The sequence below is a fragment of the Agrococcus beijingensis genome, assembly GCF_030758955.1.
In the GTDB taxonomy this organism is placed as follows: domain Bacteria; phylum Actinomycetota; class Actinomycetes; order Actinomycetales; family Microbacteriaceae; genus Agrococcus; species Agrococcus beijingensis.
The window spans coordinates 1,117,131-1,142,938 of sequence record NZ_CP132360.1 but is presented as its reverse complement, the minus strand read 5'-3'; the positions used below and the strand labels follow the sequence as shown (position 1 = coordinate 1,142,938).

The window sequence follows — 25,808 nt, the reverse complement described above, 5'->3', positions numbered from 1 at the left end:
GCGTGACGCTCATCGCCGTCGTCGGCGCGACCGGCACAGGCAAGACGGCGAAGTCGCTCGACATCGCCGACGCGGTGGTCGCGCTGGGCGCCGTCGCCGAGATCGTCAACTGCGACGCCATGCAGCTCTACCGCGGCATGGACATCGGCACCGCGAAGGCGGGTGTCGACGAGCGACGCGGGCATCCCCACCACCTGCTCGACGTGCTCGATCCGTGGCAGGACGCCGCGGTCGCCGGCTACCGCACCGCGGCGCTCGAGATCCTCCTGGGCATCGACCGGCGCCGCGCGGTGCCGATCCTGGTCGGCGGCAGCGGCCTGTACGCATCCAGCGTCCTCTACGACTTCGCGTTCCCCGCGACCGACGATGCGCTGCGGGCGCAGCTCGAGGCCGAGCTCGGGGAGACCGGAGCCGCGGCGATCCACGGCCGGCTGCAGCGCGTCGACCCGGCGGCCGCGCAGGCGATCGGCCCCCACAACGGCCGCCGTCTCGTGCGCGCCCTGGAGGCGGTGACGCTCACCGGCGAGCCGTTCCGGGTGGGGCTGCCGCCCGAGGAGTCGCTGCTGCGGCCGACGATCATCCAGCACGAGCGGGTCGAGCGCGCCGAGCTGGTGGGGCGCCTCGACGCGCGCGTCGAGCAGATGTGGGCGCTCGGCCTGCTCGACGAGGCGCGTGCGCTGCGTGCTGCCGGCATCGAGCGCGGCACCACCGCCCAGCAGGCGATCGGCTACCGCCAGGCGCTCGACCAGCTCGACGGCGTCATCGGCGAGGCGGAGGCGATCGAGCGCACGCAGGCGCTCACCCGCCGCTACGCCCGCAGGCAGGTGTCGTGGTTCCAGCGATATCCGGCTTCGCCTGCAGCGGACGCCGCTGACCTGGCACAGCGCGCGGTCGCTAGCCTGGAAGCATGACGCACCACGGCATCCCGCCCTTCTCCAAGGGCCACGGCACGGGGAACGACTTCGTGCTCGTCGCCGATGCCGACGGCGCAGCGCCGCTCAGCGCGGAGACCGTTCGCTCGCTGGCCGACCGACGGTTCGGGGTCGGCGGCGACGGCGTGATCCGAGCCGTGCGCGCAGGCTCCACCGGCGATGAGGTGCTCGACGCCGCGCCGACCGGCACCTGGGCGATGGACTACTGGAACGCCGACGGCTCCCTGAGCGAGATGTGCGGCAACGGCGTGCGCGTGTTCGTGCGGTTCCTGACCGAGTCGGGGCTGGTCGACCTGCCCGACGGTGCCGCCATCGACATCGCCACCCGCGACGGGCTGAAGCGCGTCGTGCGGCGCGGCGACCTGCTCTCGGTCGACATCGGCCCGTTCGAGCTGGGCGGCACCCGCCTCGTGGCGACCGATGGCCTCGAGGTCGACCGGCCGGGCCTCGACGTCGCCACCGGCAACCCGCACGTCGTCGTCGCCCTGGCCAGCGAAGCCGAGCTGGCCGGGCTCGACCTGCACCGGGCGCCCGCGCTGGAGCCGGTCGCGGAGCACGGCGCGAACGTCGAGTTCGTGGTCCCCGGCGCGATCGCCGACGGTGTCGGCGCCATCCGCATGCGCGTGCACGAGCGCGGCGTGGGCGAGACGCTCTCGTGCGGCACCGGCGCCGTCGCGGCGGCACTGGCCACCAGGCACTGGTCGGGGGATGCGGCAGACCGGTGGATCGTCGACGTCCCTGGCGGCAGGCTCGAGGTTGACATCGACGAGCGCGGCCACGCCTGGCTGACCGGACCGGCGGAGATCGTCTTCCGAGGAGAGACGCTCAGTCCGGCGCCGTGACGGCGATGATGCGATACGTCTTCTTGGAGCCGGCACGCTCGACGTCGTACCCGTCGAAGCGCTCGGCCAGCCAGCGCACGAGCGAGTCGGCCCCCAGGTGCTTCTGCACGACGAGCCATGCGGTCGCGCCCGGCTCGAGACGCGGGATCCAGGTCTCGAGCAGCTCGTGCAGCTGCTGCTTGCCGATGCGGATCGGCGGGTTCGACCAGATGGCGGCGAAGCGCACGTCGGCAGGCACCGACGCGGGGAGCGCAGGCGTGATGTTCGCTATGCTGAGCAGCTCGGCATTCCGCTCGACGAGCGAGAGCGCACGGGCGTTGACATCGACCGCCCACACCCGGGCGGCGGGGGAGCGGAGCGCCAGCGTCGCGGCGATCGGCCCCCAGCCGCAGCCGAGATCGAGCAGATCGCCGGTCTGGGGAGGCGTGGGCACGGCATCGAGCAGCACCGCGGTGCCGACATCGAGGCGGTCGCCGGAGAAGACGCCGGTGGCCGTGACCAGCTCTCGCTCGACGCCGTCGAGCGGGACCCGGATCGTGCGCAGCGTCTGGGGCGCCGCAGGCTCGGGCGAGAAGTAGTGGTCCGACACGGATTCGACAGTACAGAAGGAAGCACCATGGCTGAACCGCAGGGCAGTGACGACCGGGGCCGCGCGATGGAGCGCATCCTCGCGTGGGCAGAGCCAGGCGAGGGCGAGCTGCTCTCGTCGCGCGCCGACGCGCTGCAGGAGGGCGACGTCACGAGCGAGCACGACGGCGCCCAGTACGAGCGGGAGGAGCGTGCGGCGCTCCGTCGCGTCGACGGACTCCGCACCGAGCTCGAGGACGTCACGGAGGTCGAGTACCGACAGCTGCGCCTCGAGAACGTCGTGCTCGTCGGTGTCTACAGCGGCTCGGCGCAGGATGCCGAGAACTCCTTGCGCGAGCTGGCAGCGCTGGCAGAGACGGCGGGCGCGAGCGTGCTCGACGGCATGCTGCAGCGTCGCCCGAACCCGGACCCCGCGACCTATGTCGGCAGCGGCAAGGCCGAGGAGCTGGCCGCGATCGTCAAGGAGCTCGGCGCCGACACCGTGGTGGCCGACAGCGAGCTCTCGCCGAGCCAGCGGCGCGCCCTGGAGGACCGCGTGAAGGTCAAGGTCATCGACCGCACCGCCGTGATCCTCGACATCTTCAGCCAGCACGCCAAGAGCCGCGAGGGCAAGGCGCAGGTCGAGCTCGCGCAGCTCGAGTACCTGCTGCCGAGGCTGCGCGGCTGGGGCGAGTCGATGTCGCGCCAGGCCGGTGGTCAGGTGGGCGGCCAGGGCGCCGGTATGGGATCGCGCGGCCCGGGTGAGACCAAGATCGAGCTCGACCGACGGCGCATCCACACCCGGATGGCCCGGCTGAGGAAGCAGATCAAGGGCTTCGCTCCTGCGCGGCAGGCGAAGCGAGCCAACCGCGACCGGTTCGAGGTGCCCGGTGTCGCCATCGCCGGCTACACGAACGCCGGCAAGTCGAGCCTGCTCAACCGCATCACGGGCGCCGGCGTGCTGGTCGAGAACGCGCTGTTCGCGACCCTCGACGCCACGGTGCGCAAGGCGACGACGGCCGACGGGCGCGAGTTCACCATCGCCGACACGGTCGGCTTCGTGCGCAACCTGCCGCACCAGCTGGTCGAGGCGTTCCGCTCGACGCTCGAGGAGGTCGCCGAGTCGGAGCTCATCGTGCACGTCGTCGACGCCAGCCACCCCGACCCCGCCTCGCAGATCGCCACGGTGCGCGACGTGCTCGGCGAGACGGGCGCTCGCTCGATCCCCGAGATCGTCGTGTTCAACAAGGCCGACCTGGTGACCGACGACGACCGACTGGTGCTGCGCGGCCTGCAGCCCGACGCGATCTTCGCCTCGGCGAGGACGGGGGAGGGCATCGACGAGCTGCTCGCCCGGATCGCCGAGATGCTGCCGCGGCCCGAGGTGGCGATCAGCCTGCTGGTGCCGTTCGATCGCGGCGACGTGGTGGCGATGCTCCACGACCGCTTCGAGGTGCTGCACGAGGCCTACGACGAGGCGGGCACGCGCATCGACGCGATGGTGTCGGAGGCCGCGGCGGGCCAGCTCGCCGAGTTCAGGGCCTAGACGGAGCGGAGCACCGCGACGACACGGCCCAGGACCTCGGCCTCGTCGCCGAGGATCGGCTCGAACGCCGAATTGCGCGGCAGCAGCCAGGTGTGGCCGTCGCGCTGCTTGAACACCTTCACCGTGGCCTCGCCGTCGAGCATCGCGGCGACCATGTCTCCGTTGTCGGCGGTGCGCTGCTGCCGGATGACGACCCAGTCGCCGTCGCAGATCGCCGCGTCGATCATCGAGTCGCCGACGACGCGCAGCATGAACAGGTCGCCGTCGCCGACGAGCTGCTTGGGCAGCGGCAGCACCTCCTCGACCTGCTGCTCGGCGGTGATGGGGATGCCTGCTGCGATGCGGCCCACGAGCGGCACGAAGGTCGCCTGGGCCATGCTGCCGGCCGAGTCGTCGACGCTGTCGTCGGCCACGAGCACCTCGATGGCGCGCGGCCGCGACGGATCGCGCCGGATCATGCCGGCGAGCTCGAGCTGCCCCAGCTGGTGCGTGACGCTCGACAGCGACGACAGGCCGACGGCGTCACCGATCTCGCGGTAGCTCGGCGGATACCCGCGCTGGCGCACGGCCCGCTGGATCACCTGCAGGATCGCCTGCTGCTTCTCGGTCAGCTGCCTCGTCATGCCGCGCTCCGCTCGTGGGGATTCCTGCTCGTCCCGGATGCCTGCTCTCCGGTGTCTGCTCGTCGTCTCCGCCAGGCATGTCAGTGGCCCTTGGTTGACTCCTCGTGGTTCGAAAGCGTATCCGACCGGACGCCCGAATCAAACGGATGTTCGACCGTGTCGTGGAGAGATTCCGCGGAAGGGCTTGACGCATCCACCGGATCGAAAGTACATTCGAAACAGAGATTCGCAGCCGGTGCTCCCGGCCGAGCACCGGCTGCGGATCCCAGACCCCCGGCTGGGCGACCAGCTCCGGGAACCGAGAGGAGTCGTGATGAGCACCATCACCACCACCGCATCGCCCTTCGCCGCATCGTCGTTCGCGGCCCCGTTCGCCGTCCCTTCGTTCACCGCCCCGACGTCGACCGCTCGGGCGTCGACCGCCCCGGCGTCGACCGCCCCGGCGTCGCGCGCCCCCCGGCTGCGCATGACCGCCCGTGGTCGCCGTGCCCTCGCGCTGCTGGTCGCAGCCCCCGTGCTCGCCGCAGGCGTGCTCGCCGGGGGCGGCGTGATCGGCGGCGCGCTCGCTGGTGCGGTGGCGACCACCTCGGCGCAGACCGGCGACTTCGAGCACGTCACCGTCATGCCCGGCCAGTCGCTCTGGCAGATCGCGCAGTCGATCGCGCCCGAGGCCGACCCCCGCGATGTGATCGCGGAGATCGAGATGCTGAACGGCATCGCCGGTGCCATCCAGCCGGGCGAGCAGCTCGCGATCCCCGCGCACTACTCGCGCTGAGGCCTCGCTCCTCGCCCTTCGCGCGCGGCGTCGGCGGGCGCAAGAGGGCGCCACGATCCCGTAGAGCATCCGCCGCCGTCCTAGGCTGGTTCGGTGACGAGCCTCGACGACCTCCCCATCCGTGACGATCTGCGCGGACTGACGCCCTACGGCGCCCCGCAGCTCCACGTGCCGGTGCGGCTGAACGTCAACGAGAACGCCTACCGCGTGCCCGAGCAGGTCGCGCTCGACATCGTGCAGGAGATCGCCCGCGCGCTGCCCGATGCGAACCGCTACCCCGATCGCGAGTTCGACACCCTCCGGCAGTCGTTCGCCGACTATCTCGGCCACGGCCTGCGGCCCGAGCAGATCTGGGCCGGCAACGGGTCGAACGAGGTGCTGCAGCACGTGCTGCAGGCGTTCGGCGGCCCCGGCAGGACGCTGCTCAGCTTCACGCCCACCTATTCGATGTACCCGCTGCTGGCGCAGGGCGTCGGCATGCAGTGGCTTCCGGTGCCGCGCGCCGATGACTTCACGCTCACGCCCGAGGCCGTGCGCGAGGCCATCGCCGAGCACGACCCCGACGTGGTGTTCCTCTGCTCGCCCAACAACCCGACGGGCACCGCCATCGACCTCGAGACGATCGAGGCGGCGGCCGCGTCGGCCCGCGGCATCGTGCTGGTCGACGAGGCCTACGCCGAGTTCGCCCACGACCGCAGCCGCACCGCGCTCACGCTGCTCGACCGCTACCCGAGGCTGCTGGTGTCGCGCACCATGAGCAAGGCGTTCGCCTTCGCCGGCATCCGGGTCGGCTACCTGGCCGCCGACCCCGCGGTCGTCGACGCCCTGCGGCTCGTGCGCCTGCCGTATCACCTGTCGGCGATCACGCAGGCCGCGGCCGTCGCGGCGCTGCGCCACAGCGACACCATGCTCTCCCGCGTCGACGACCTGCGAGCGCAGCGCGACCGCCTCGTCGTCGAGCTCGGCGCGCTCGGCTACCAGCCGTATCCCTCCGACTCGAACTTCGTGCTGGTGGGCGGCGTCGACGACCCGCAGGCGACCTTCCGCGCCCTGCTCGAGCAGGGCATCCTGATCCGCGACGTCGGGCTGCCGCACACCGTCCGCATCACGGCGGGCACCGAGGCCGAGACGAGCGCCGTCATCGCGGCGATGGCCGCGCTGCGCGCCGAATAGGATGGAACCCATGGCCCGCACTGCTTCCATCGAGCGCACGACGAGCGAGTCGAGCATCCGCCTCAGCCTCGACCTCGACGGCACGGGCACGTCGTCGATCGCGACGACGGTGCCGTTCTTCGACCACATGCTGACGGCGTTCTCGAAGCACTCGCTGATCGATCTCACGATCGAGTCGAGCGGCGACACCGACATCGACGCGCACCACACCGTCGAGGACACCGCGATCGCGCTGGGCCTCGCGCTCGCCGAGGCCCTCGGCGACAAGGCGGGGGTGCGCCGCTACGGCGACGCGACCGTGCCGCTCGACGAGGCCCTCGCGCGCGCCGTCGTCGATCTGTCGGGCCGGCCGTTCCTGGTGCACTCCGGCGAGCCCGCCGGCTTCGAGCTGCACCGCATCGGCGGCCACTTCACCGGCTCGCTCGTGCGCCACGTGCTCGAGGCCATCACGCTGAACGCCCGCATCACCGCGCACGTCGAGGTGCTCGCCGGCCGCGACCCGCACCACGTCGCCGAGGCCGAGTTCAAGGCCTTCGCGCGCGCCATGCGCACCGCGGTCGAGCCCGACCCCCGGGTGACGGGCGTGCCTTCGACCAAGGGTGCGCTGTGACCGCTGCCCGACCCCGCGTGGCCCTGCTCGACTACGGCCTGGGCAACGTGCACTCGGCGGCCAAGGCCATCGAGGCCGCTGGCGCCGACGTCACGCTGACCGCCGACCGCACGACGATCATGGAGGCCGACGGCCTTGTGGTGCCCGGCGTCGGCTCGATGGCCGCCTGCATGGCGGGCATCCAGGCCGTGCGCGGCGGCGAGCTCATCGGCCGTCGGCTCGCCGGCGGGCGGCCCGTGCTGGGGATCTGCGTCGGCATGCAGGTGCTGTTCACCACCGGCGAGGAGGGCGGGGTCGAGACCGCCGGGCTCGACGAGTGGCCGGGCACCGTGCGGCGCCTGCAGGCGCCGGTGCTGCCGCACATGGGCTGGGCCGAGGTCGAGCCTCCCGAGGGCTCGACGCTGTTCGCCGGCCTCGAGGGCGAGCGCTTCTACTTCGTGCACTCCTATGCCGCCACCGAGTGGCTCATCGACCCTCACAACCGCATCCGCGCGCCGAGGGTGACCTGGGCCGAGCACGGCGAGCGATTCGTCGCCGCCGTCGAGAACGGCCCGCTCACCGCCACCCAGTTCCACCCCGAGAAGTCGGGCGAGGCGGGCATCCGCCTGCTGCGCAACTGGGTTCGCGGCCTCTGAGCCGCGCGAGTACCATCGCTTGCGGCCCCGATCCGGAAGGCACACCATCCCCATGACCGACTTCAACCAGTCGCCCAAGCTGCAGCTGCTGCCCGCGATCGACGTCGCCGACGGCAAGGCCGTGCGACTCACGCAGGGCCGGGCCGGCACCGAGACCTCGTTCGGCAGCCCGATCGACGCCGCTGAGGACTGGGTGCGGCAGGGTGCCGAGTGGCTGCACCTCGTCGACCTCGACGCGGCCTTCGGTCGCGGCGACAACCGTGGCGTGATCAAGAAGGTCATCAAGGCCGTCAAGGGCCGCGTGCAGGTCGAGCTGTCGGGCGGCATCCGCGACGAGGCGTCGCTCGAGGCGGCGCTCGCCACCGGCGTGAAGCGCATCAACCTCGGCACGGCGGCGCTCGAGAACCCGGAGTGGACCGCCTCGGTCATCGCCGAGTACGGCGACCAGATCGCCGTCGGCCTCGACGTGCGCGGCACCACCCTCGCGGCCCGCGGCTGGACGCAGGAGGGCGGCGACCTCTGGGATGTGCTCGACCGCCTCGAGGCCGCCGGCTGCAGCCGCTATGTGCTGACCGACGTCACCAAGGACGGCACCCTCCAGGGCCCCAACATCGAGCTGCTCCGCCAGGTCGCCGAGCGCACCGAGAAGCCGGTCGTCGCCTCCGGCGGCGTCGCGAGCCTCGACGACATCGCGGCGCTGCGCGAGCTCGTGCCGCACGGCGTCGAGGGCGCGATCGTCGGCAAGGCGCTGTACGCAGGCGCCTTCACCCTCGCGGCAGCGCTGGACGTCGCGGGCAAGTGACCGAGACGGGCCGCGAGGCCGACTCGGCGGGACGGCCGTGGGCCGGCCGCTCGTTCCACCACCACGACACCGCCTACGCGGGCGATGACGGCTCTGCGCCGGCAGGCTTCCTCGAGGCCGTGCGCTCCTTCGCGCGCGGCGACGCGGGCCGCGCGGGTGTCGTCGAGTCGCTGCGGGGCGAGCGGCTCCTCGTGCCGCTGCTGGCGGCGGCCGGCGAGACGGGCATCGACGAGCGCGGTCGCACGATCGACAAGACGCAGGAGCTCTCGATCGTCACGGTGCACGGCCCCGACGGCGCGCCGATCCTGCCGATGTTCTCGAACGTCGGCGCCATGCAGGCGTGGAACCCGAAGGCCAGGCCCGTGCCGTCGAGCGTGCAGCGCGCTGCCGCGGCCGCGCTCGACGGGCCGGGCCGCATCGTCGTCGACCCGGGTGCCGAGAGCGAGTTCGTGCTCGGCCGCACCATGCTCGAGGCGCTGCTGACGGATGCGTCCTGGGCGTGGGGCGTCGAGGATCCGGCCGTGCAGGCGGTCGCCGTCGACGCGCTGCTCAGCCAGCCCGCCGTGCAGGCTGTGGTGCTCGCCACCGGCGATCCGCGCTGCACCCTGCAGGGCGCCGACCTGGAGGTGCATGCGCTCGTGGACGCATCCGCCGACGCCGCCGGGCAGGTGCAGCGCGCGGCGCGGGCCCTCGGTGGGGCCGAGCTGCTGCGCGAGCGCATCGAGAGCGTCGCCCTGCGCGTGCACCGCTGGGACGGCAGCGCGCAGGTGCCGCTCTCCGCGCCGCCGGTCGCCGCGGTCACGCGAGCCGAGTGGACGGCCGGCCCGAAGGCCGCCCGAGCGGTCTAGACGACCGAGCCGGTGAACTTCTCGCCCGGGCCCTTGCCGGGCAGGTCGGGGATGGCGCTGGCCTCGCGGAACGCGAGCTGCACCGAGCGCAGGCCGTCGCGCAGCGGAGCGGCGTGGATGCTGCCCACCTCGGGCGCAGCTGCCGTGACGAGACCGGCGAGCGCGTTGATCAGCTTGCGCGCCTCGTCGAGGTCGAGCTGCTGCTCGGGGTCGTCGGCCAGGCCGACCTTGACCGCTGCGGCGCTCAGCAGGTGGATCGCGACCGTGTTGATCAGCTCGACCGCGGGCACCTCGGCGATGTCACGGGCCTGGGCGAGGCCGTCGTCGAGGTGGTCGTGCTGGAGCGCGTCGGTCATCTGCTCTTCTCCTGAAGGCTGGTCTCTGGTAGGCTTCTGCAGGTTTCGGGCTTTTCGCCCGGAGGTGAAAGAGGAGCAATCCCACCCGCAGTCGTTCCAGGCTACCGGGTCAGCAGCACCGCGAATCGTGCCCCCGGGCACGTGCTCGCCGGTGTGAGCCGCGCAGGTCGATCCCGCGTTCTGGCTCCTCGTTCGCCGTGCACCAGCACACAGCACAGCAACGAGAAGGAGCCCGCGATCAGCGATCCCCGCATCAATGAGCGCATCCGCGTTCCCGAAGTCCGTCTTGTCGGCCCTGGTGGCGAGCAGGTCGGTGTGGTTCGGGTCGAGGATGCACTTCGTCTTGCCCGTGAGGCAGAGCTCGACCTCGTCGAGGTCTCGCCTGACTCGCGCCCGCCCGTCGTCAAGATCATGGACTTCGGCAAGTTCAAGTACGAGCAGGCGCAGAAGGTCAAGGAGGCCCGTCGCAACCAGGCGAACACCGTCCTCAAGGAGGTCCGGTTCCGCCTGAAGATCGACGCGCACGACTACGAGACGAAGCGCAAGCGCGCGCAGGGCTTCCTGGAGACCGGCGACAAGGTCAAGGCCATGATCCTGTTCCGCGGTCGCGAGCAGTCGCGTCCCGAGATGGGCGTCAAGCTGCTGCAGCGCTTCGCCGAGGACATCGCCGAGTTCGGCGTCGTCGAGTCGTCGCCGACCATCGACGGCCGCAACATGGTGATGATCGTGGGCCCGCTCCGCTCGAAGTCCGACGCGAAGGCCGAGCTGAACGCCGCGCGCTCCGCGCAGCGCAAGGCCGACCAGGAGAAGCGTCGTCTCGAGGCAGAGAAGCAGGCCGCGCACCAGGCTGAGCTCGACGCGGCACGCCCGCCGCGGCCGGCCCCGACGCCGCGCACCACGCCCGTCGCCGAGTTCGAGTCGCGCCCGCCGCGCTCGTCGTCGTCGTCGCGCCCGGTCGGCTCGTCGCGCCCGGCAGGCTCGTCGCGCACCTCGGAGCCGCGCTCCGACTCGCGCCCGTCCTCGGACTCGCGCCCGTCGTCCGACTCGCGTCCCTCGTCCGACTCGCGTCCGTCCTCGGACTCGCGCCCGTCGTCCGACTCGCGTCCGCGCCAGGCACCCCGCACGCTGCAGCCGACGCCCGCATCGGCGCCGCGCCCGGCGTCCGCACCCAAGCCCGCTGCCGCATCCGCCGCAGCCCCCGCTGCGCCCGGCGCAGCACCGAAGCCCGCTGCGAAGCCGGCGACCCCGAAGCCCGCGGCGAAGCCCGCGACGCCGACGGCGGCCGTCAAGCCCGCTGCGCCCAAGGCCAAGCCCGCGGCCGAGCCCGCGGACGAGCCAGCATCCGAGTAGGAGAGAAGAATGCCCAAGCAGAAGACGCACTCCGGTGCGAAGAAGCGCTTCAAGATCACCGGCAGCGGCAAGATCCGCAAGCAGGGTGCTGGCATGCGCCACAACCTCGAGGTGAAGTCGTCGGTCCAGACGCGCCGCCTCAACCGCGACAAGGTGCTCGCACCGGCCGACGCCAAGATCATCAAGAAGCTGCTCGCCCGCTGACGCGCGCGACGAAGAAGAGATAGAGAGAACAGACTCATGGCACGTGTCAAGAGGGCGGTCAACGCCCACAAGAAGCGTCGCGTCATCCTCGAGCAGGCTGCCGGCTACCGCGGGCAGCGCTCGCGCCTGTACCGGAAGGCCAAGGAGCAGCTGCTCCACTCGCACGTCTACGCGTTCCGCGACCGCAAGGCCAAGAAGGGCGACTTCCGTCGCCTGTGGATCCAGCGCATCAACGCCGCGTCGCGCGCGAACGGCCTGACCTACAACCGCCTGATCCAGGGCCTCGGCCTCGCGGGCATCGAGGTCGACCGTCGCATGCTGGCCGAGCTCGCCGTGCACGAGCCCGCCACCTTCACGACCCTCGTCGAGGCGGCCAAGGCGGCTCTGCCCGCCGACACGTCGGCTCCGCGAAGCGCAGCCTGACATGCTCGACAGCCCCCGTGCGCCCCGCGTGCGTGAGGCTGCGAGACTCCAGCAGCGAGCAGCCCGGTCTCAGACCGGGCTGTTCCTGTTGGAGGGCCCTGCGGCGCTCGACGAGGCGGTGCGCTGGCAGGGCGCGCAGCTCGTCGACGTCTACGTCACCGAATCGGCGGCCGAGCGGCACGCCGACCTGATCGCCCGCGCCGAGCAGCACGCGCAGGTCACCCTCGCCTCCGACCGCGTCGTCGCCGCGATCTCCGACACCGTGCACCCGCAGGGCATCGTCGCCGTCGCGAAGCAGTCGCCGGTGCGGCTCGAGGACGCCATCGACCGGGCGGCGGTCGCCGAGCATCCGCTCGTCGTGATCCTCCACGAGGTGCGCGACCCGGGCAACCTCGGCACGATCCTGCGCGCCGCGGACGCGGCAGGCGCATCCGCTGTCATCGTCACCGAGAACTCCGTCGACCCCTTCGCGCCCAAGGTGGTGCGGGCCACGACCGGCTCGATCTTCCACGTCGACATCGCCGTCGGCGCCTCCACCATCGACGCCGTCGAGGCGGCCGCGGCGGCCGGCCTCTCGGTGCTCGCCGCCGACGTGTCGGGGGAGGACCTGATCGAGCTGCGAGCCGCGGGCGTGCTGGCGCGCCCCACGGCATGGCTGTTCGGCAACGAGGCGCGGGGTCTCGACGCGGCGACGCTCGCGCTCGCCGACCGCGCCGCGCGACTGCCGATCTACGGCAGCGCAGAGTCGCTCAACCTCGCCACAGCCGCTTCGGTCTGCCTCTACGAGACCGCGTTCGCCCAGCGGTCGTTGTAACCGTTTCGTTGCGATCCGCAACCGGTTCCTGATCTCGCGGATCGGCCGTGGTTGTATGAGCGCATGCAGCCCCTCGTCGAGCTCGACCACGTCAACAAGCACTACGGCGACCTCCACGTCCTGAACGACATCAACGTCTCCGTGCCCAAGGGCCAGGTCGTGGTCGTCATCGGGCCGTCGGGCTCCGGCAAGTCGACGTTCTGCCGCGCCATCAACCGCCTCGAGACGATCGACGACGGCGAGATCCGCATCGACGGCGTTGCGCTCCCCAAGGAGGGCAAGGCGCTCGCGCAGCTGCGGGCCGACGTCGGCATGGTCTTCCAGTCGTTCAACCTCTTCGCGCACAAGTCGATCCTCGAGAACGTCACGCTCGGCCCGATGAAGGTGCGCGGCAAGAGGCGCAAGGAGGCCGAGGAGCACGCGATGTCGCTGCTCGAGCGCGTCGGCATCGCCAACCAGGCGAACAAGATGCCCGCGCAGCTCTCCGGCGGCCAGCAGCAGCGGGTGGCGATCGCGCGCTCGCTCGCGATGGAGCCGAAGCTGATGCTCTTCGACGAGCCGACCAGCGCGCTCGACCCCGAGATGATCAACGAGGTGCTCGACGTGATGGTCGAGCTCGCGCACGGCGGCATGACGATGATCACCGTCACCCACGAGATGGGCTTCGCGCGCAAGGCCGCCGACCGCGTGCTCTTCATGGCCGACGGCAAGGTGATGGAGGACTCCACGCCCGAGGAGTTCTTCCAGAACCCGCAGTCGGCGCGCGCCAAGGACTTCCTCTCGAAGATCCTGACCCACTGAAGCTGCCGGCTGCATCGGCCCGATGCTCCAGCTCCTGGCTCCCGTCCCCCTGACCCTGCACCACATCAACCAAGGAGAAGCACTCATGCGCAGCAAGCTGACGCTGGGCGTCGCCGCATTCGCGGTCCTCGCCCTCACCGCGTGCGGCGGCCCCGCCGGCACGACCTCGTCCGAGGCCCCCGAGGGCTCGGCCGACCCCGGCACCGGCTCGTCGACGGAGCACCCCTACGGCCTCGAGGTCGTCGAGGCGCCCGAGTTCGAGGCGGGCACCACCATGGCCGAGCTCGCCGAGGCCGGCTCGATCACCATCGGCACGAAGTTCGACCAGCCGCTGTTCGGCCTCGTCGGCCCCGACGGCGCGCCTGAGGGCTTCGACGTCGCGGTCGGCTCGCTCATCGCAGCCGAGCTCGGCATCCCGTTCGAGAGCATCGAGTGGACCGAGACGGTCTCGGCCAACCGCGAGACGTTCATCGAGAACGGCACCGTCGACCTCGTCGCGGCCACCTACACGATCAACGACGCCCGCAAGGAGAAGATCGACTTCGCCGGCCCGTACTACGAGGCTGGCCAGGCGCTGATGGTGCTGGCGGGCAACCCCGACGGCCTCACCGGTCCCGACGACGTCGCGGGGCTGTCGGTCTGCTCGGTCGAGGGCTCGACCCCCGCCGCGCGCATCGTCGACGAGTACGGCGCCACGCTGCAGGCGACCGACACCTACTCCAACTGCCTCGACCCGCTGCGCAACGGCCAGGTCGTCGCGGTCACCACCGACAACGTGATCCTGGCCGGCTTCGTCGACCAGAACGCGGGCGAGTTCGAGCTCGTCAACGACGGCGAGACGTTCACCGAGGAGCCCTACGGCCTCGGCATCACCAAGGGCGATGACGAGTTCCGCACGTTCATCAACGACGTGCTCGAGGCAGCTGTCGAGGACGGCCGCATGGCAGAGCTCTGGGAGCAGACCGCCGGCACCGTGCTGCCGACGCCGGAGTTCCCGGCGCCCGACCGCTACTGATCGACCGCTACTGATCGACACCCGTGACCCGGATGCGGGGGCTCGCCCCCCGCATCCGGTGACCGGATGAGGGACTGATGCAAGCACTTCTCGAGAACGGCCCGCTCTGGCTGCAGGGCATGCTGGCCACCCTGCTGCTCACGGGCGCGACGACGCTCATCGGCCTGCCGATCGGCATCCTGCTGGCCGGCATGCGCGTGTCGCCGGTCGCGGCGCTGCGCGTGGTGGCGACCGTGTGGACGGAGGTCGCCAGGAACACCCCGCTGACGCTGGTGTTCTTCTTCACCGCCTTCGTGCTCCCGAAGCTCGGCATCATCCTCGATTTCCAGATCGGCGCGATCCTCGCGCTCACCTACTACACGAGCGCGTTCTTCGCCGAGGCAGTGCGCTCGGGCATCAACTCCGTGCCCATGGGCCAGGCCGAGGCGTCGCGGTCGATCGGCCTCGGCTTCGGCCAGACGATGACGCTCGTGGTGCTGCCGCAGGCGTTCCGCAGTGTGCTGCCGCCGCTCATCAACGTCATCATCGCCCTGGTGAAGAACACCTCCGTGGCGATGGGCTTCTTCGTCTTCGTGCTCGTCTCGGTCGCGCAGCGCCTGTCGAACGTGTACGGCGACCAGGCGCTCGAGATCTTCGTGGGCATCGCGTTCAGCTATCTCCTGATCACGGTGCCGCTCGGCCAGCTCGTCGACCACCTCGAGCGCAAGTGGAGCGTGCAGCGATGAGCGGCTCGGTACTCTTCGACGCCCCCGGCCCCAGCGCCATCCGGCGCTCGCGCATCCTCTCGATCGTGTTCGCGGTCGTCGCGGTCGTGTCGCTCGCGCTCGCCGCCTACCAGCTGTGGCTCGGCGGTGCCTTCTACCAGGACCGATGGGACATCTTCCTGCAGCCGGCCACGTGGATCGGCGCGCGAGGCCTGCTCGTGGGGCTCGGCACGACGCTCTCGATCGCGGGCATCGCGGCGGCCGGCGCGCTCGTGCTGGGCGTGATCCTCTCGATCCTGCGCAATGCCCTCTCGCCCTGGGTGCGCATCCCGGTCACCGTCGTGCTGGAGTTCTTCCGCGGCATGCCCGTGCTGCTGATGATGCTGTTCATCTTCATCGTCTTCTCGACCGGCGCCTACTGGGCGGTCGTCTGGGCGCTCATCGTCTACAACGGCGCGATCATCGGCGAGGCGCTCCGCGCCGGCATGAAGTCGCTGCCGAAGGGGCAGCGCGAGAGCGGGCTCGCGATCGGCCTGACGCCCTTGCGCACCACGCTCGCGATCGAGCTGCCGCAGGCGTTCCGCATCATGCTGCCGATCATCCTCGCCCAGTTCATCGTGCTGCTGAAGGACACGTCGCTCGGCTACATCGTCGGCTCGCCCGAGCTGATCCGCATCGGCCGTCAGCTCGTCGACTTCTACGACCGCCAGGGCGGTCCCTACGCGCTGTCGATGTTCTTCGTCATGCTGGCCATCTACCTCGCGATCAACCTGACGCTGTCGTGGCTCGTGCGGGTGCTCGCCCGGCGCCTGCAGCGACCGCGCCGCGGCGGCGGGAACCTCGACGGCTCGGCCACCGAGGCGATCCAGCTGCCGACGCAGACGATCCGACAGCTGCAGGATCCGCAGGCGGAGATCACACGCATCAGGGGTGCGGGAGTCGGCGACGGCGGCGGAGGCTGACCCGAGCACGCCGGTAGGATCATCGAGTGACACCTCCCGATGCATCTGCCGATCTCGGCGCGCGCGTCGACGCCGCGGTGACCGCGGCGCTCGCCGCGATCGAGACCACGGCGACGACCGCCGACCTGCAAGCCGCGAAGGCCGCGCACAACGGCCAGGGCTCCGAGCTCTCGGCCCTGAACGCCTCACTCCGGGACCTCGCGCCCGAGGATCGCAAGGCTGCCGGCCAGACGATCGGCGCAGGCCGCGCCCGCGTCGCCGAGGCGCTCGCCGAGCGGCAGGCGCAGCTCGTCGCCGTCGAGGAGGCCGCGCAGCTCGAGGCCGAGCGCGTCGACGTGACGGCGCTGCCGCGGCTGCGCGCCGCGGGAGGCAGGCACCCGCTCAGCATGCTCGTCGACGAGATGAGCGACGTGTTCGTCGGCATGGGCTGGGAGGTCGCCGAGGGCCCGGAGCTCGAGCACGAGTGGTTCAACTTCGACGCGCTGAACGTCGACCCCGACCACCCGGCGCGCGGCGAGTCCGACACCTTCTACGTCGCGCCGGCTGATCGCCACATGGTGCTGCGCACGCAGACCAGCCCGGTGCAGATGCGCTCGATGCTCACGCGCGACCTGCCCATCTACATCGTCGCCCCCGGCCGCGTCTACCGCACCGACGACATCGACGCGACGCACCTGCCGGTCTTCACGCAGATCGAGGGCCTCGCCGTCGACAAGGGCATCACCATGGCCAACCTGCGCGGCACCCTCGAGCACCTCGCGCGCATCATGTTCGGCGACGAGGCGAAGATCCGCCTGCGGCCCAACTACTTCCCGTTCACCGAGCCGAGCGCCGAGATGGATGTCTGGCACCCCGGCATGCGCGGCGGGCCGCGCTGGGTCGAGTGGGGCGGCTGCGGCATGGTCAACCCCAACGTGCTGCGCGCCGCCGGCATCGATCCCGAGGTCTACTCGGGCTTCGCGTTCGGCATGGGCGTCGAGCGCACCCTGCAGTTCCGGTACCAGCTCGACGACATGCGCGACATGATCGAGGGCGATGTGCGCTTCACCGAGCAGTTCGGGATGGTGATCTGATGCGGATCCCGCTGTCATGGCTGGCTGAGCACGTCGAGCTGCCGAAGGAGGAGACCGCCGCCTGGCTGCACGAGCAGCTGGTGCGCGTGGGCTTCGAGGAGGAGGCGGTGCACGGCGGCGAGCTGCGCGGGCCGATCGTCGTCGGCCGTGTGCTCGAGTTCGTCGAGGAGCCGCAGAAGAACGGCAAGACGATCCGCTACGCGCAGGTCGACGTCGGCGAGGCCAACGGCGGCGTGCGCGGCATCGTCTGCGGCGCGCTGAACTTCGTCGCCGGCGACCGCGTCGTCGTGAGCCTGCCGGGTGCCATGCTGCCCGGTGACTTCGAGATCTCGGCCCGCAAGACCTACGGCCACGTCTCCGACGGCATGATCGCCTCCGAGCGCGAGCTCGGCCTCGGCGACGACCACGACGGCATCATGCGGCTCGACGAGCTCGGCATCCCCGGCGAGGTCGGGGCGGATGCGCTGTCGCTGCTGGGTCTGGACGACCAGGCCGTCGAGATCAACGTCACGCCCGACCGCGGCTACGCGCTGTCGATCCGCGGCGTCGCGCGCGAGCTCGCCTCGGCGACCGGCCAGGCGTTCCGCGACCCGGCGGACACCGCACGGGCCGCGCTCGACGTGCGGGACGCATCCGGCTTCTCGCTCTCGATCGACGACGACGCGCCGATCCGCGGCAGCGTCGGCTGCTCGCGATTCATCGTGCGCGTCGTGCGCGGCATCGACCAGTCGCGCGAGACGCCGGCGTGGATGGTCTCGCGGCTGCGGCTGGCGGGCATGCGCTCGGTGTCGCTCGGCGTCGACATCACCAACTACGTGATGCTCGAGCTCGGCCAGCCGACGCACGGCTACGACTTCGCGAAGATCCGCGGCGGCATCGCGGTGCGCCGCGCCCGCGCAGGCGAGCGCATCACCACGCTCGACGGCGTCGACCGCGCGCTGCACGTGGAGGACCTGCTGATCACCGACGACCGCGGTGCCATCGGCATCGCGGGCGTCATGGGCGGCGCCGAGACCGAGATGGATGCGTCGACGACCGACGTGCTCATCGAGGCGGCGACGTTCGACGCCGTCTCGATCGGCCGCTCGTCGCGCCGCCACAAGCTGATCTCAGAGGCGTCGAAGCGCTACGAGCGCGGCGTCGACCCGGCCGTCGCCGACGCCGCGGCCGCCCGCGTCGCCCAGCTGCTCGTCGAGCTCGCCGGCGGCACGCTCGACACCTTCGGCGCGGAGGTCGGCGGCGTGCCCGAGATGCGCCCGATCACCATCCCGGTCGGCTTCTGGCGCACCCTGATGGGCGCCGACTACACCGACGACGAGGCGCGCGACGCGCTCGTCTCGATCGGCGCGACCGTCGACGAGGGCGCGGATGCGTGGATGGTGACGCCGCCGACGTGGCGCCCCGACCTCGTCGACCGCGAGGGCCTCGTCGAGGAGATCGCCCGCATCGTGGGCTTCGACCGCATCCCCTCGGTGCTGCCGGTCGCCCCGCCCGGGCGCGGCTACACGCGTGCGCAGTCGCTGCGCCGTCGCGTCGCCGACGCCCTCGCCTCGAACGGCCTCACGGAGCTGCTGGTCGCGCCGTTCGCGACGGAGCGCCAGGCGCGCATGACGGGAGCGGAGCCCGTGCGGCTCGAGAACCCGCTCGACGGCGAGCGCCCCTTCATGCGCACGGCGCTCGTGCCGAGCATGCTCGACACCGCGCACCGCAACCTCGGCCGGGGCCTCACCGATCTCGCCCTGTTCGAGCTCGGCCGCGTGTTCGTCGCCGTCGACGGCCAGGGCACCGACGACCTGCCCGGAGCCGCGGAGCGCCCCTCCGACGCGGTGCTGGAGGATCTCGACCGACTGCCCGCGCAGCCCGACCACGCGGCCGTCGTGCTGGTGGGCGAGCGGGTGCGCAAGCAGCCCGGCCGCGCGGCCGAGCGCTTCGGCCTCGCCGACGCGATCGAGGCGGCCGAGCGCATCGCCCGCACGCTCGGGCTCGAGCTCGACGTGCGCCAGGGCGAGCGGCAGTGGCTGCACCCCGGCCGCACCGCCGAGCTGCTGCTCGGGTCGGCCGTCGTCGGCGTCGCCGGCGAGCTGCTGCCCTCGGTCGCGGCCGATGCAGACCTGCCGCGCGGCGTCGCGGTCGCCGAGCTCGACCTGTCGGCGCTGCTGGCGGCCGCCCGCGTCGGCCTCGACACCCAGGTGATCGCGCCGGTGCCGGCCGCGACGCAGGACCTCTCGGTGGTGGTGCCGCTCGAGGCGCCGGCCGGCGACGTGCTGCGCGCCGTCCGCGACGGCGCCGGCGCCCTGCTCGAGCACATCGCGCTCGTCGACGACTACCGCGGAGCCGGGCTGGGGGAGGGCGAGAAGTCGCTCACCTTCGCGCTGCGCTTCCGCGCGGCCGATCGCACGCTCACCGCCGGCGAGGCGTCGGAGGCGAAGCTCGCGGGCCTCGCCGTCGCCGCCGACCGGCATGGGGCCAGGCTGCGCGAGTAGCATCCGCCGCATGGTGGAGATCACGGTCTGCGGCTCGGCTCTCGAGCGCGCGAGCGCGGAGCGGGCGACGGTCACGGTGCAGTCGCGCTGGAGCGCGCCCAGCCCCGAGGCGGCGATGCACGCGGTGGCCGAGGCGCACGAGCGGCTCGTCACCGACGCCGAGGCGCACGAGCAGGCCGGAGCCGCGGAGTCCTGGCACGCCGACCGCGTCTGGATCTCGCACCACGAGGAGTGGGTCGGCGAGGGGCAGCCGCGGCGCTCGGTCTACACCGCGGCGGCCGCGGTGACGGTGCGCTTCCGCGACTTCGATGCGCTCGGCAGCTGGATCGGCCGGGTCGGGCTGCACCAGACGCACGAGGTGGGCGGCATCCAGTGGTCGCTCTCCGACGAGACCGAGCGCGAGCGCGCGAAGGCCGCCCGCACGCGCGCGATCGCCGACGCGGTCGAGCGCGCAGGCGACTACGCCGCGGCCGCGGGCCTGGGCACCCCGGTGATCGCGGCCATCCAGGAGCCCGGCACGATGCCGCCGATGCCGCCGAGCCCCAAGTCGCGCATGGCGACGATGGCCATGGAGGCGGCCGACTCGGGCGCCGCCATCTCCTTCGAGGCGGGCGAGCTCGAGGTGCGCGCCGCCGTCGAGGTGCGCTTCGCCGTCGAGCCCCAGCGGCACATCGAGTGATCCGCCCCGAGTAGCCTGGAGGCATGAGCCTCTCCGTCGCCGTCGCAGGCGCGAGCGGGTACGCGGGCGGCGAGCTGCTCCGGCTGCTCGCCCTGCACCCCGAGCTGGAGGTGCGCACCGTCACGGCGCACGCCAACGCCGGGCAGCCCCTCGTCTCCGTGCACCCGAACCTGCGATCCCTTGCCAGCCTGACGTTCCAGGAGACCACCGCCGAGGTGCTCGCCGGCCACGACGTCGTCTTCCTGGCGCTCCCGCACGGCCACTCCGGCGGCATCGCCGCGCAGCTGGCGGACGACGTGCTGGTCGTCGACGCCGGCGCCGACCACCGCCTCGAGGCGGCCGCCGACTGGCTGCAGTACTACGGCACCGAGCACGCCGGCACCTGGCCCTACGGCATGCCCGAGCTGATCCTCGCCGACGGCGGCCGGCAGCGCCGCGAGCTGCGCGCGGCCCGCCGCATCGCGGTGCCCGGCTGCAACGCGACCGCCGTGACCCTCGCGGCCGCGCCCGGCATCGCATCCGGCGTCATCGACCCGACCGGCCTCGTGTCGGTGCTGGCGGTCGGCTCCTCCGGCGCGGGCCGTGCGGCCAAGACGCACCTGCTCGCCTCCGAGCTCACCGGCTCCGCCACGCCGTACGGCGTCGGCGGCACGCACCGCCACATCCCCGAGATCGCGCAGAACCTGCGCAACGCGGGTGCCGGCGAGGTGCTCCACTCCTTCACGCCCGTGCTGGTGCCGATGTCGCGCGGCATCCTCGCGACCGTCACGGCGCCGCTGGTCGGCGACGCGACCGCCGAGCAGGTGCGCGGCGCGTGGCTGAGCGCCTACGGCGACGAGCGCTTCGTGTACGTGCTGCCGGCCGGCGCGTTCCCGCGCACCGCCGACGTGCTGGGCTCGAACTCGGTGCACATCGGTGTCGGCGTCGACGAGGCCGCGCGCCGCGTCGTGATGATCGCCGCGATCGACAACCTCGGCAAGGGCACCGCCGGCGCCGCGATCCAGTCGGCCAACATCGCGCTCGGCTTCGACGAGCAGCTGGGCCTGCCGGTCGACGGGGTCGCCCCGTGAGCGTGACCGCCGCCGCCGGCTTCCGCGCGGCCGGCGTCGCCGCTGGCCTGAAGTCCTCCGGCGGCCTCGACGTCGCGCTGGTGGTGAACGACGGCCCGCGCACGAGCGCCGCGGCCGTCTTCACCTCGAACCGCGCCAAGGCCAACCCGGTGCTCTGGAGCGAGCAGGCGATGCAGGACAGCAGCGCCCGCGCCGTCATTCTCAACTCCGGCGGGGCGAACTGCTTCACCGGCGCCTTCGGATTCCAGACCACGCACCAGACCGCCGAGCGCGTCGCCGAGCGGCTGCGCATCGGCGCGGTCGAGGTGCAGGTGTGCTCGACGGGCCTCATCGGCGAGGGCGGCGAGGCGTTCCGCGAGGCGGTCCTCCGCGGCGTCGACCTCGCGGCGGATGCGCTGGCGCACGGTCCCGGGGAGGCCGCCGGCGCCGACGCCGAGGCGGGCCTGCGGGCCGCCCAGGCGATCATGACCACCGACTCGGTGCCGAAGCAGGCGGTCGTCGAGGGTGACGGCTTCACCATCGGCGGCATGGCGAAGGGCGCGGGCATGCTCGCACCGGGCCTCGCCACGATGCTCGTGGTGCTCACCACCGACGCCGACGTCGACGCCGATGTGCTCGACCGCGCCCTGCGCGCCGCGACGCGCGTCACCTTCGACCGGCTCGACTCCGACGGCTGCATGTCGACGAACGACACGGTGCTGCTGCTCGCCTCCGGCGCCTCGGGCGCGCGGCCCGACGAGGCGACGCTGACCGCCGCCGTGACGGCGCTCTGCGACGAACTCGCGCACCAGCTGCAGGCCGACGCCGAGGGCGCGACGCACGCGATCGCGATCGAGGTGCGACAGGCTGCCAGCGAGGACGAGGCAGTGGTCGTCGGCCGGTCGGTCGCTCGTTCCAACCTGTTCAAGGCCGCCATCTTCGGCAACGACCCCAACTGGGGGAGGGTGCTCTCGGCGATCGGCACGACGGATGCGTCGTTCGACCCGTACGACGTCGACGTCACCTTCAACGGGGTGCGCGTCTGCCACGCCGGCACGCCGGATCGCCCCCGCGAGGAGGTCGACCTGACGCCCCGGGCGACCCACATCGTCATCGACCTGAACGCCGGTGACGCGACCGCCACCATCCGCACCAACGACCTCACCCACGACTACGTGCACGAGAACTCGGCATATGCGAGCTAGGGACGAGCAGGACGACGCCGCGCGCAAGGCCGAGACGCTGATCGAGTCGCTGCCGTGGCTCGAGCGCTACCGCGGCGCGACCATCGTGGTGAAGTACGGCGGCAACGCGATGGTCAGCGAGGCGCTGCAGCGCGCCTTCGCCGAGGACATGGTCTACCTGCGCCACGTGGGCCTCGCGCCCGTCGTGGTGCACGGCGGAGGCCCGCAGATCAGCGAGGCGCTGCGCATCCACGGCATCGAGAGCGAGTTCCGCGGCGGGTACCGCGTGACCAGCCGCGAGGCGATGGACGTGGTGCGGATGGTGCTCACCGGCCAGGTGGCGCGCACGCTCGTGTCGCTCATCAACGCGCACGGCCCGCTGGCCGCGTCGATGTCGGGGGAGGACGCTGGGCTGTTCACCGGCCGCCGCCGCGGCACCGTCGTCGATGGCGAGGATGTCGACCTGGGCCAGGTCGGCGACGTCGTCGCGGTCGACCCGCGGCCCGTGCGCCGGCTGCTCGACGCCGGCCTCATCCCGGTCGTGTCGTCGATCGCGCCCGACGGCGACCGGCCCGGCGAGTCGCTGAACGTCAACGCCGACGCGGCCGCCGCGGCGCTCGCGGCCGCGCTCGGCGCCGAGAAGCTCGTCATCCTCACCGACGTCGAGGGCCTCTACCGCGACTGGCCCGACCGCTCGAGCCTCATCAGCGAGATCGACGACGTCGAGCTCGAGGCGCTGCTGCCCTCGCTCGAGTCGGGCATGATCCCCAAGATGCAGGCGTGCCTGACCGCAGTGCGCTCCGGCGTGGCGAAGGCCGCCATCATCGACGGCCGCTCGCCGCACTCCATCCTCACCGAGATCTTCACGACCGCAGGGTCGGGCACCGAGGTGGTGCCCGCATCCGCCCCCCAGTCGCCCACCGCGCCGACCGACCTGCAGGAGCCCGCATGACCCGCCACTTCCTCCGCGACGACGACCTGAGCCCGGCAGAGCAGCGCGAGGTGCTCGAGCTGGCCGCGACCATGAAGCGCGACCGGTTCGCGGCCCGCCCGCTCGAGGGCCCGAAGTCCGTGGCGGTCATCTTCGACAAGTCGTCGACCCGCACCCGCGTCTCGTTCCACGTCGGCATCTCCGAGCTGGGCGGCTCGCCGCTCATCATCGCGACCGCATCGAGCCAGCTCGGCGGCAAGGAGACGGCCGCCGACACGGCGCGCGTGCTCGAGCGCCAGGTCGCCGCGATCGTCTGGCGCACCTACGCGCAGGCCGGGCTCGAGGAGATGGCGAAGGGCACCACGGTGCCGGTGGTCAACGCGCTCTCCGACGACTTCCACCCCTGCCAGCTGCTCGCCGACCTGCTGACGATGCAGGAGCACAAGGGCGAGCTCGCCGGCCTCACGGTCGCGTTCGTCGGCGACGGCCGCTCGAACATGGGTCAGTCCTACCTGCTCGCCTGCGCGACCGCCGGCATGCACGTGCGCGTCGGCGCGCCCGCGGCGCACGCGCCCGTGCCCGAGGTCGTCGCCGCCGCCCAGGCGATCGCCGCCGAGACCGGCGGCAGTGCGACCGTCGTCCACGACGCATCCGCCGCCGTCTCCGACGCCGACATCGTCGTCACCGACACCTGGGTGTCGATGGGCAAGGAGGACGAGAAGGCCGAGCGGGTCGCCACGTTCGGCGAGTTCACGGTCGACCAGGCGCTGATGGCCGAGGCAAAGCACGATGCGGTGTTCATGCACTGCCTGCCCGCCGACCGGGGCTTCGAGGTGACGGCCGACGTCATCGACGGGCCGCAGTCGATCATCTGGGACGAGGCGGAGAACCGCCTGCACGCGCAGAAGGCGCTGCTCACCTGGCTGCTCGAGCGGGCCGACGCATGAGCGAGCAGCACGACGCGGGCCAGCAGGGCGCTGGCCAGCAGGGCACGAGCCAGCAGGGCGACGGCCAATCGACGACCAACGAGGGCTCCCTCTGGGGCGGCCGCTTCGCCTCGGGCCCGAGCCCGGAGATGGCGCGTCTGTCGAAGTCGACGCACTTCGACTGGCGGCTGGCGCAGCTCGACATCCGCGGGTCGAAGGCGCACGCGACCGCGCTGCACGCCGCCGGGCTGCTGGGCGACGACGAGCTGACCGGCATGCGCGCGGCGCTCGACGAGCTGGCCGAGCGGGTGCGCAGCGGCGCGTTCGTCGCGGCCGACTCCGACGAGGACGTGCACGGCGCGCTCGAGCGCGGGCTCATCGAGATCGCCGGCGCCGACCTCGGCGGCCGCCTGCGCGCCGGCCGCTCGCGCAACGACCAGATCGCGACGCTCGTGCGCGTGTGGATGCTGGAGGAGACCGACGAGGTCGAGCGCGGCATCCGTGCGGTCATCGAGGCGCTGCGCATGCAGGCCCACGCGCACCCCGACGCGCCGATGCCTGGCCGCACCCACCTGCAGCACGCGCAGCCGGTGCTGCTCGCGCACCACCTGCTCGCCCACGCCTGGCCGCTGGTGCGCGACCTCGAGCGGCTCGCCGACTGGCGGGTGCGCGCGAGCGAGTCGCCCTACGGCTCCGGTGCGCTGGCCGGCTCGACCCTCGGCCTCGACCCGGCGATCGTCGCCCACGAGCTCGGGCTCGCGACGCCGAGCCCGAACTCGATCGACGCGACCGCCGCCCGCGACGTGGTCGCCGAGCTCACGTTCGTGCTGACGATGACCGCGATCGATCTCTCCCGGCTCGCCGAGGAGGTCATCTTCTGGACCACCCGCGACGTCGGCTTCGCCCGCCTGCACGACGGCTTCTCGACCGGGTCGTCGATCATGCCGCAGAAGAAGAACCCCGACATCGCCGAGCTCGCGCGCGGCAAGGCGGGTCGTCTGATCGGCGACCACGCGGGCCTGCTCGCGACGCTGAAGGCGCTGCCGCTCGCCTACAACCGCGACCTGCAGGAGGACAAGGAGCCCGTCTTCGACGCGGTCGATCAGCTGCAGGTGCTGCTGCCGGCCTTCGCCGGGATGGTGGCGACGCTGACGTTCGACGAAGAGCGGATGCGCTCCGGCGCCGCCGCCGGCTACGCGCTCGCGACCGATGTGGCCGAGTGGCTGGTGAAGCGTCGCGTGCCGTTCCGTGATGCGCACGAGATCTCGGGTGCGCTGGTGCGGCTGTGCGAGTCGCGCGGCATCGAGCTCGACGAGGCGAGCGACGACGACTACCGCTCGGTGTCGGAGCACCTGACGCCCGAGGTGCGCGAGGTGCTGACCGTCGACGGAGCGATCGCGTCGCGCGACGGCATCGGCGGCACCGCCCGCGCCGCCGTCGACGTGCAGCTGCAGTCGCTCGACGCCCGCCTGGCGCGCCTCGAGAGCCGCTGAGGTTCGAT

At 72.2% G+C, this 25,808-nt stretch carries 28 protein-coding genes; 25 read left to right on the top strand and 3 right to left on the bottom strand.

Annotated features, from left to right (window positions below; genetic code table 11):
• Nucleotides 1-2 precede the first annotated feature (2 nt).
• Both miaA and dapF read left to right on the top strand, forming a co-directional pair.
• Complete coding sequence (miaA, locus tag Q9250_RS05485) at nt 3-911, top strand: tRNA (adenosine(37)-N6)-dimethylallyltransferase MiaA (RefSeq protein ID WP_306233577.1); 909 nt, start codon at nt 3-5, stop codon at nt 909-911.
• Nucleotides 908-1,774 (top strand): diaminopimelate epimerase, encoded by an 867-nt coding sequence (gene dapF, locus Q9250_RS05480; RefSeq protein WP_306233576.1) that lies wholly within the window; start codon nt 908-910, stop codon nt 1,772-1,774. The genes miaA and dapF overlap by 4 nt, the downstream gene beginning before the upstream one ends.
• On the opposite strand, the gene Q9250_RS05475 is transcribed toward dapF, so the two are convergent.
• Nucleotides 1,758-2,363 carry a class I SAM-dependent methyltransferase gene (locus tag Q9250_RS05475; RefSeq protein ID WP_306233575.1) on the bottom strand — a complete coding sequence of 202 codons (606 nt, stop codon included), beginning with the start codon at nt 2,361-2,363 and terminating at the stop codon, nt 1,758-1,760. The genes dapF and Q9250_RS05475 overlap by 17 nt on opposite strands.
• A gap of 27 nt (nt 2,364-2,390) precedes the next feature.
• Between Q9250_RS05475 and hflX the strand changes: the two genes are divergently transcribed.
• On the top strand, nt 2,391-3,887 hold the full coding sequence (hflX, locus tag Q9250_RS05470; protein WP_306233574.1) for a GTPase HflX: 1,497 nt from the start codon (nt 2,391-2,393) through the stop codon (nt 3,885-3,887).
• On the opposite strand, the gene lexA is transcribed toward hflX, so the two are convergent.
• Complete coding sequence (lexA, locus tag Q9250_RS05465; protein ID WP_306233573.1) at nt 3,884-4,510, bottom strand: transcriptional repressor LexA; 627 nt, start codon at nt 4,508-4,510, stop codon at nt 3,884-3,886. The genes hflX and lexA overlap by 4 nt on opposite strands.
• Before the next feature lie 313 nt (nt 4,511-4,823).
• Here lexA and Q9250_RS05460 point away from each other — a divergent pair, with 313 nt between their 5' ends.
• The 6 genes from Q9250_RS05460 to Q9250_RS05435 all read left to right on the top strand — a co-directional run bounded on the left by Q9250_RS05460 (nt 4,824) and on the right by Q9250_RS05435 (nt 9,353).
• A complete protein-coding gene (locus Q9250_RS05460; protein ID WP_306233572.1) occupies nt 4,824-5,285 on the top strand; it encodes a hypothetical protein in 462 nt (153 codons plus the stop codon).
• A 93-nt stretch (nt 5,286-5,378) separates the two neighbouring features.
• Entirely contained in the window at nt 5,379-6,458 is a 1,080-nt protein-coding gene (locus Q9250_RS05455; RefSeq protein WP_306233571.1) for a histidinol-phosphate transaminase, read from the top strand.
• Nucleotide 6,459: 1 nt separating this feature from the next.
• A complete protein-coding gene (gene hisB, locus Q9250_RS05450; RefSeq protein ID WP_306233570.1) occupies nt 6,460-7,068 on the top strand; it encodes an imidazoleglycerol-phosphate dehydratase HisB in 609 nt (202 codons plus the stop codon).
• Nucleotides 7,065-7,703, top strand: coding sequence for an imidazole glycerol phosphate synthase subunit HisH (gene hisH, locus Q9250_RS05445; protein ID WP_306233569.1), 639 nt, complete (start codon nt 7,065-7,067; stop codon nt 7,701-7,703). Before hisB ends, hisH begins: the two co-directional genes overlap by 4 nt.
• A gap of 52 nt (nt 7,704-7,755) precedes the next feature.
• Entirely contained in the window at nt 7,756-8,505 is a 750-nt protein-coding gene (gene priA / locus Q9250_RS05440) for a bifunctional 1-(5-phosphoribosyl)-5-((5-phosphoribosylamino)methylideneamino)imidazole-4-carboxamide isomerase/phosphoribosylanthranilate isomerase PriA (protein WP_306233568.1), read from the top strand.
• Entirely contained in the window at nt 8,502-9,353 is an 852-nt protein-coding gene (locus tag Q9250_RS05435; RefSeq protein WP_306233567.1) for an SseB family protein, read from the top strand. Before priA ends, Q9250_RS05435 begins: the two co-directional genes overlap by 4 nt.
• Here Q9250_RS05435 and Q9250_RS05430 read toward each other — a convergent pair.
• Nucleotides 9,350-9,709, bottom strand: coding sequence for a DUF1844 domain-containing protein (locus tag Q9250_RS05430; protein WP_306233566.1), 360 nt, complete (start codon nt 9,707-9,709; stop codon nt 9,350-9,352). The genes Q9250_RS05435 and Q9250_RS05430 overlap by 4 nt on opposite strands.
• A 180-nt stretch (nt 9,710-9,889) precedes the next feature.
• Here Q9250_RS05430 and infC point away from each other — a divergent pair, with 180 nt between their 5' ends.
• From infC to argH, 16 genes are all read left to right on the top strand, one after another.
• Nucleotides 9,890-11,059, top strand: coding sequence for a translation initiation factor IF-3 (infC, locus tag Q9250_RS05425; RefSeq protein WP_306233924.1), 1,170 nt, complete (start codon nt 9,890-9,892; stop codon nt 11,057-11,059).
• Nucleotides 11,060-11,068: 9 nt separating this feature from the next.
• Entirely contained in the window at nt 11,069-11,263 is a 195-nt protein-coding gene (rpmI, locus tag Q9250_RS05420) for a 50S ribosomal protein L35 (protein WP_306233565.1), read from the top strand.
• A 36-nt stretch (nt 11,264-11,299) separates the two neighbouring features.
• Entirely contained in the window at nt 11,300-11,686 is a 387-nt protein-coding gene (rplT, locus tag Q9250_RS05415; RefSeq protein ID WP_306233564.1) for a 50S ribosomal protein L20, read from the top strand.
• Nucleotide 11,687: 1 nt separating this feature from the next.
• Nucleotides 11,688-12,500: a TrmH family RNA methyltransferase gene (locus Q9250_RS05410; protein ID WP_306233563.1), complete on the top strand. Its 813-nt coding sequence runs from the start codon at nt 11,688-11,690 to the stop codon at nt 12,498-12,500.
• A 63-nt stretch (nt 12,501-12,563) separates the two neighbouring features.
• On the top strand, nt 12,564-13,301 hold the full coding sequence (locus Q9250_RS05405) for an amino acid ABC transporter ATP-binding protein (RefSeq protein WP_306233562.1): 738 nt from the start codon (nt 12,564-12,566) through the stop codon (nt 13,299-13,301).
• 85 nt (nt 13,302-13,386) lie between these two features.
• Entirely contained in the window at nt 13,387-14,316 is a 930-nt protein-coding gene (locus Q9250_RS05400; protein ID WP_306233561.1) for a glutamate ABC transporter substrate-binding protein, read from the top strand.
• A gap of 77 nt (nt 14,317-14,393) precedes the next feature.
• Complete coding sequence (locus Q9250_RS05395; RefSeq protein ID WP_306233560.1) at nt 14,394-15,041, top strand: amino acid ABC transporter permease; 648 nt, start codon at nt 14,394-14,396, stop codon at nt 15,039-15,041.
• Complete coding sequence (locus Q9250_RS05390) at nt 15,038-15,982, top strand: amino acid ABC transporter permease (RefSeq protein WP_306233559.1); 945 nt, start codon at nt 15,038-15,040, stop codon at nt 15,980-15,982. Before Q9250_RS05395 ends, Q9250_RS05390 begins: the two co-directional genes overlap by 4 nt.
• Before the next feature lie 26 nt (nt 15,983-16,008).
• Entirely contained in the window at nt 16,009-17,055 is a 1,047-nt protein-coding gene (gene pheS, locus Q9250_RS05385) for a phenylalanine--tRNA ligase subunit alpha (protein ID WP_306233558.1), read from the top strand.
• Nucleotides 17,055-19,538: a phenylalanine--tRNA ligase subunit beta gene (gene pheT / locus Q9250_RS05380; protein WP_306233557.1), complete on the top strand. Its 2,484-nt coding sequence runs from the start codon at nt 17,055-17,057 to the stop codon at nt 19,536-19,538. Before pheS ends, pheT begins: the two co-directional genes overlap by 1 nt.
• 10 nt (nt 19,539-19,548) lie before the next feature.
• Nucleotides 19,549-20,217: an SIMPL domain-containing protein gene (locus Q9250_RS05375; protein WP_306233556.1), complete on the top strand. Its 669-nt coding sequence runs from the start codon at nt 19,549-19,551 to the stop codon at nt 20,215-20,217.
• Nucleotides 20,218-20,240: 23 nt separating this feature from the next.
• Entirely contained in the window at nt 20,241-21,287 is a 1,047-nt protein-coding gene (gene argC, locus Q9250_RS05370; protein ID WP_306233555.1) for an N-acetyl-gamma-glutamyl-phosphate reductase, read from the top strand.
• On the top strand, nt 21,284-22,471 hold the full coding sequence (gene argJ / locus Q9250_RS05365; protein ID WP_306233554.1) for a bifunctional glutamate N-acetyltransferase/amino-acid acetyltransferase ArgJ: 1,188 nt from the start codon (nt 21,284-21,286) through the stop codon (nt 22,469-22,471). Before argC ends, argJ begins: the two co-directional genes overlap by 4 nt.
• Entirely contained in the window at nt 22,461-23,402 is a 942-nt protein-coding gene (gene argB, locus Q9250_RS05360) for an acetylglutamate kinase (protein ID WP_306233553.1), read from the top strand. Before argJ ends, argB begins: the two co-directional genes overlap by 11 nt.
• A complete protein-coding gene (gene argF / locus Q9250_RS05355) occupies nt 23,399-24,328 on the top strand; it encodes an ornithine carbamoyltransferase (RefSeq protein WP_306233552.1) in 930 nt (309 codons plus the stop codon). The genes argB and argF overlap by 4 nt, the downstream gene beginning before the upstream one ends.
• Nucleotides 24,325-25,800, top strand: a complete 1,476-nt coding sequence (gene argH, locus Q9250_RS05350; protein WP_306233551.1) for an argininosuccinate lyase — start codon at nt 24,325-24,327, stop codon at nt 25,798-25,800. Before argF ends, argH begins: the two co-directional genes overlap by 4 nt.
• Nucleotides 25,801-25,808: the final 8 nt, after the last annotated feature.

Excerpts from the sequence above, each read along its gene's own strand:
- dapF (WP_306233576.1), top strand. The coding sequence starts at position 908 with ATGACGCACCACGGCATCCCGCCCTTCTCCAAGGGCCACGGCACGGGG.
- hflX (WP_306233574.1), top strand. The coding sequence starts at position 2,391 with ATGGCTGAACCGCAGGGCAGTGACGACCGGGGCCGCGCGATGGAGCGC.
- lexA (WP_306233573.1), bottom strand. The coding sequence starts at position 4,510 with ATGACGAGGCAGCTGACCGAGAAGCAGCAGGCGATCCTGCAGGTGATC.
- Q9250_RS05460 (WP_306233572.1), top strand. The coding sequence starts at position 4,824 with ATGAGCACCATCACCACCACCGCATCGCCCTTCGCCGCATCGTCGTTC.
- hisB (WP_306233570.1), top strand. The coding sequence starts at position 6,460 with ATGGAACCCATGGCCCGCACTGCTTCCATCGAGCGCACGACGAGCGAG.
- priA (WP_306233568.1), top strand. The coding sequence starts at position 7,756 with ATGACCGACTTCAACCAGTCGCCCAAGCTGCAGCTGCTGCCCGCGATC.
- Q9250_RS05430 (WP_306233566.1), bottom strand. The coding sequence starts at position 9,709 with ATGACCGACGCGCTCCAGCACGACCACCTCGACGACGGCCTCGCCCAG.
- rpmI (WP_306233565.1), top strand. The coding sequence starts at position 11,069 with ATGCCCAAGCAGAAGACGCACTCCGGTGCGAAGAAGCGCTTCAAGATC.
- rplT (WP_306233564.1), top strand. The coding sequence starts at position 11,300 with ATGGCACGTGTCAAGAGGGCGGTCAACGCCCACAAGAAGCGTCGCGTC.
- Q9250_RS05410 (WP_306233563.1), top strand. The coding sequence starts at position 11,688 with ATGCTCGACAGCCCCCGTGCGCCCCGCGTGCGTGAGGCTGCGAGACTC.
- Q9250_RS05405 (WP_306233562.1), top strand. The coding sequence starts at position 12,564 with ATGCAGCCCCTCGTCGAGCTCGACCACGTCAACAAGCACTACGGCGAC.
- Q9250_RS05400 (WP_306233561.1), top strand. The coding sequence starts at position 13,387 with ATGCGCAGCAAGCTGACGCTGGGCGTCGCCGCATTCGCGGTCCTCGCC.
- Q9250_RS05395 (WP_306233560.1), top strand. The coding sequence starts at position 14,394 with ATGCAAGCACTTCTCGAGAACGGCCCGCTCTGGCTGCAGGGCATGCTG.
- Q9250_RS05390 (WP_306233559.1), top strand. The coding sequence starts at position 15,038 with ATGAGCGGCTCGGTACTCTTCGACGCCCCCGGCCCCAGCGCCATCCGG.
- pheT (WP_306233557.1), top strand. The coding sequence starts at position 17,055 with ATGCGGATCCCGCTGTCATGGCTGGCTGAGCACGTCGAGCTGCCGAAG.
- Q9250_RS05375 (WP_306233556.1), top strand. The coding sequence starts at position 19,549 with ATGGTGGAGATCACGGTCTGCGGCTCGGCTCTCGAGCGCGCGAGCGCG.
- argC (WP_306233555.1), top strand. The coding sequence starts at position 20,241 with ATGAGCCTCTCCGTCGCCGTCGCAGGCGCGAGCGGGTACGCGGGCGGC.
- argB (WP_306233553.1), top strand. The coding sequence starts at position 22,461 with ATGCGAGCTAGGGACGAGCAGGACGACGCCGCGCGCAAGGCCGAGACG.
- argF (WP_306233552.1), top strand. The coding sequence starts at position 23,399 with ATGACCCGCCACTTCCTCCGCGACGACGACCTGAGCCCGGCAGAGCAG.
- argH (WP_306233551.1), top strand. The coding sequence starts at position 24,325 with ATGAGCGAGCAGCACGACGCGGGCCAGCAGGGCGCTGGCCAGCAGGGC.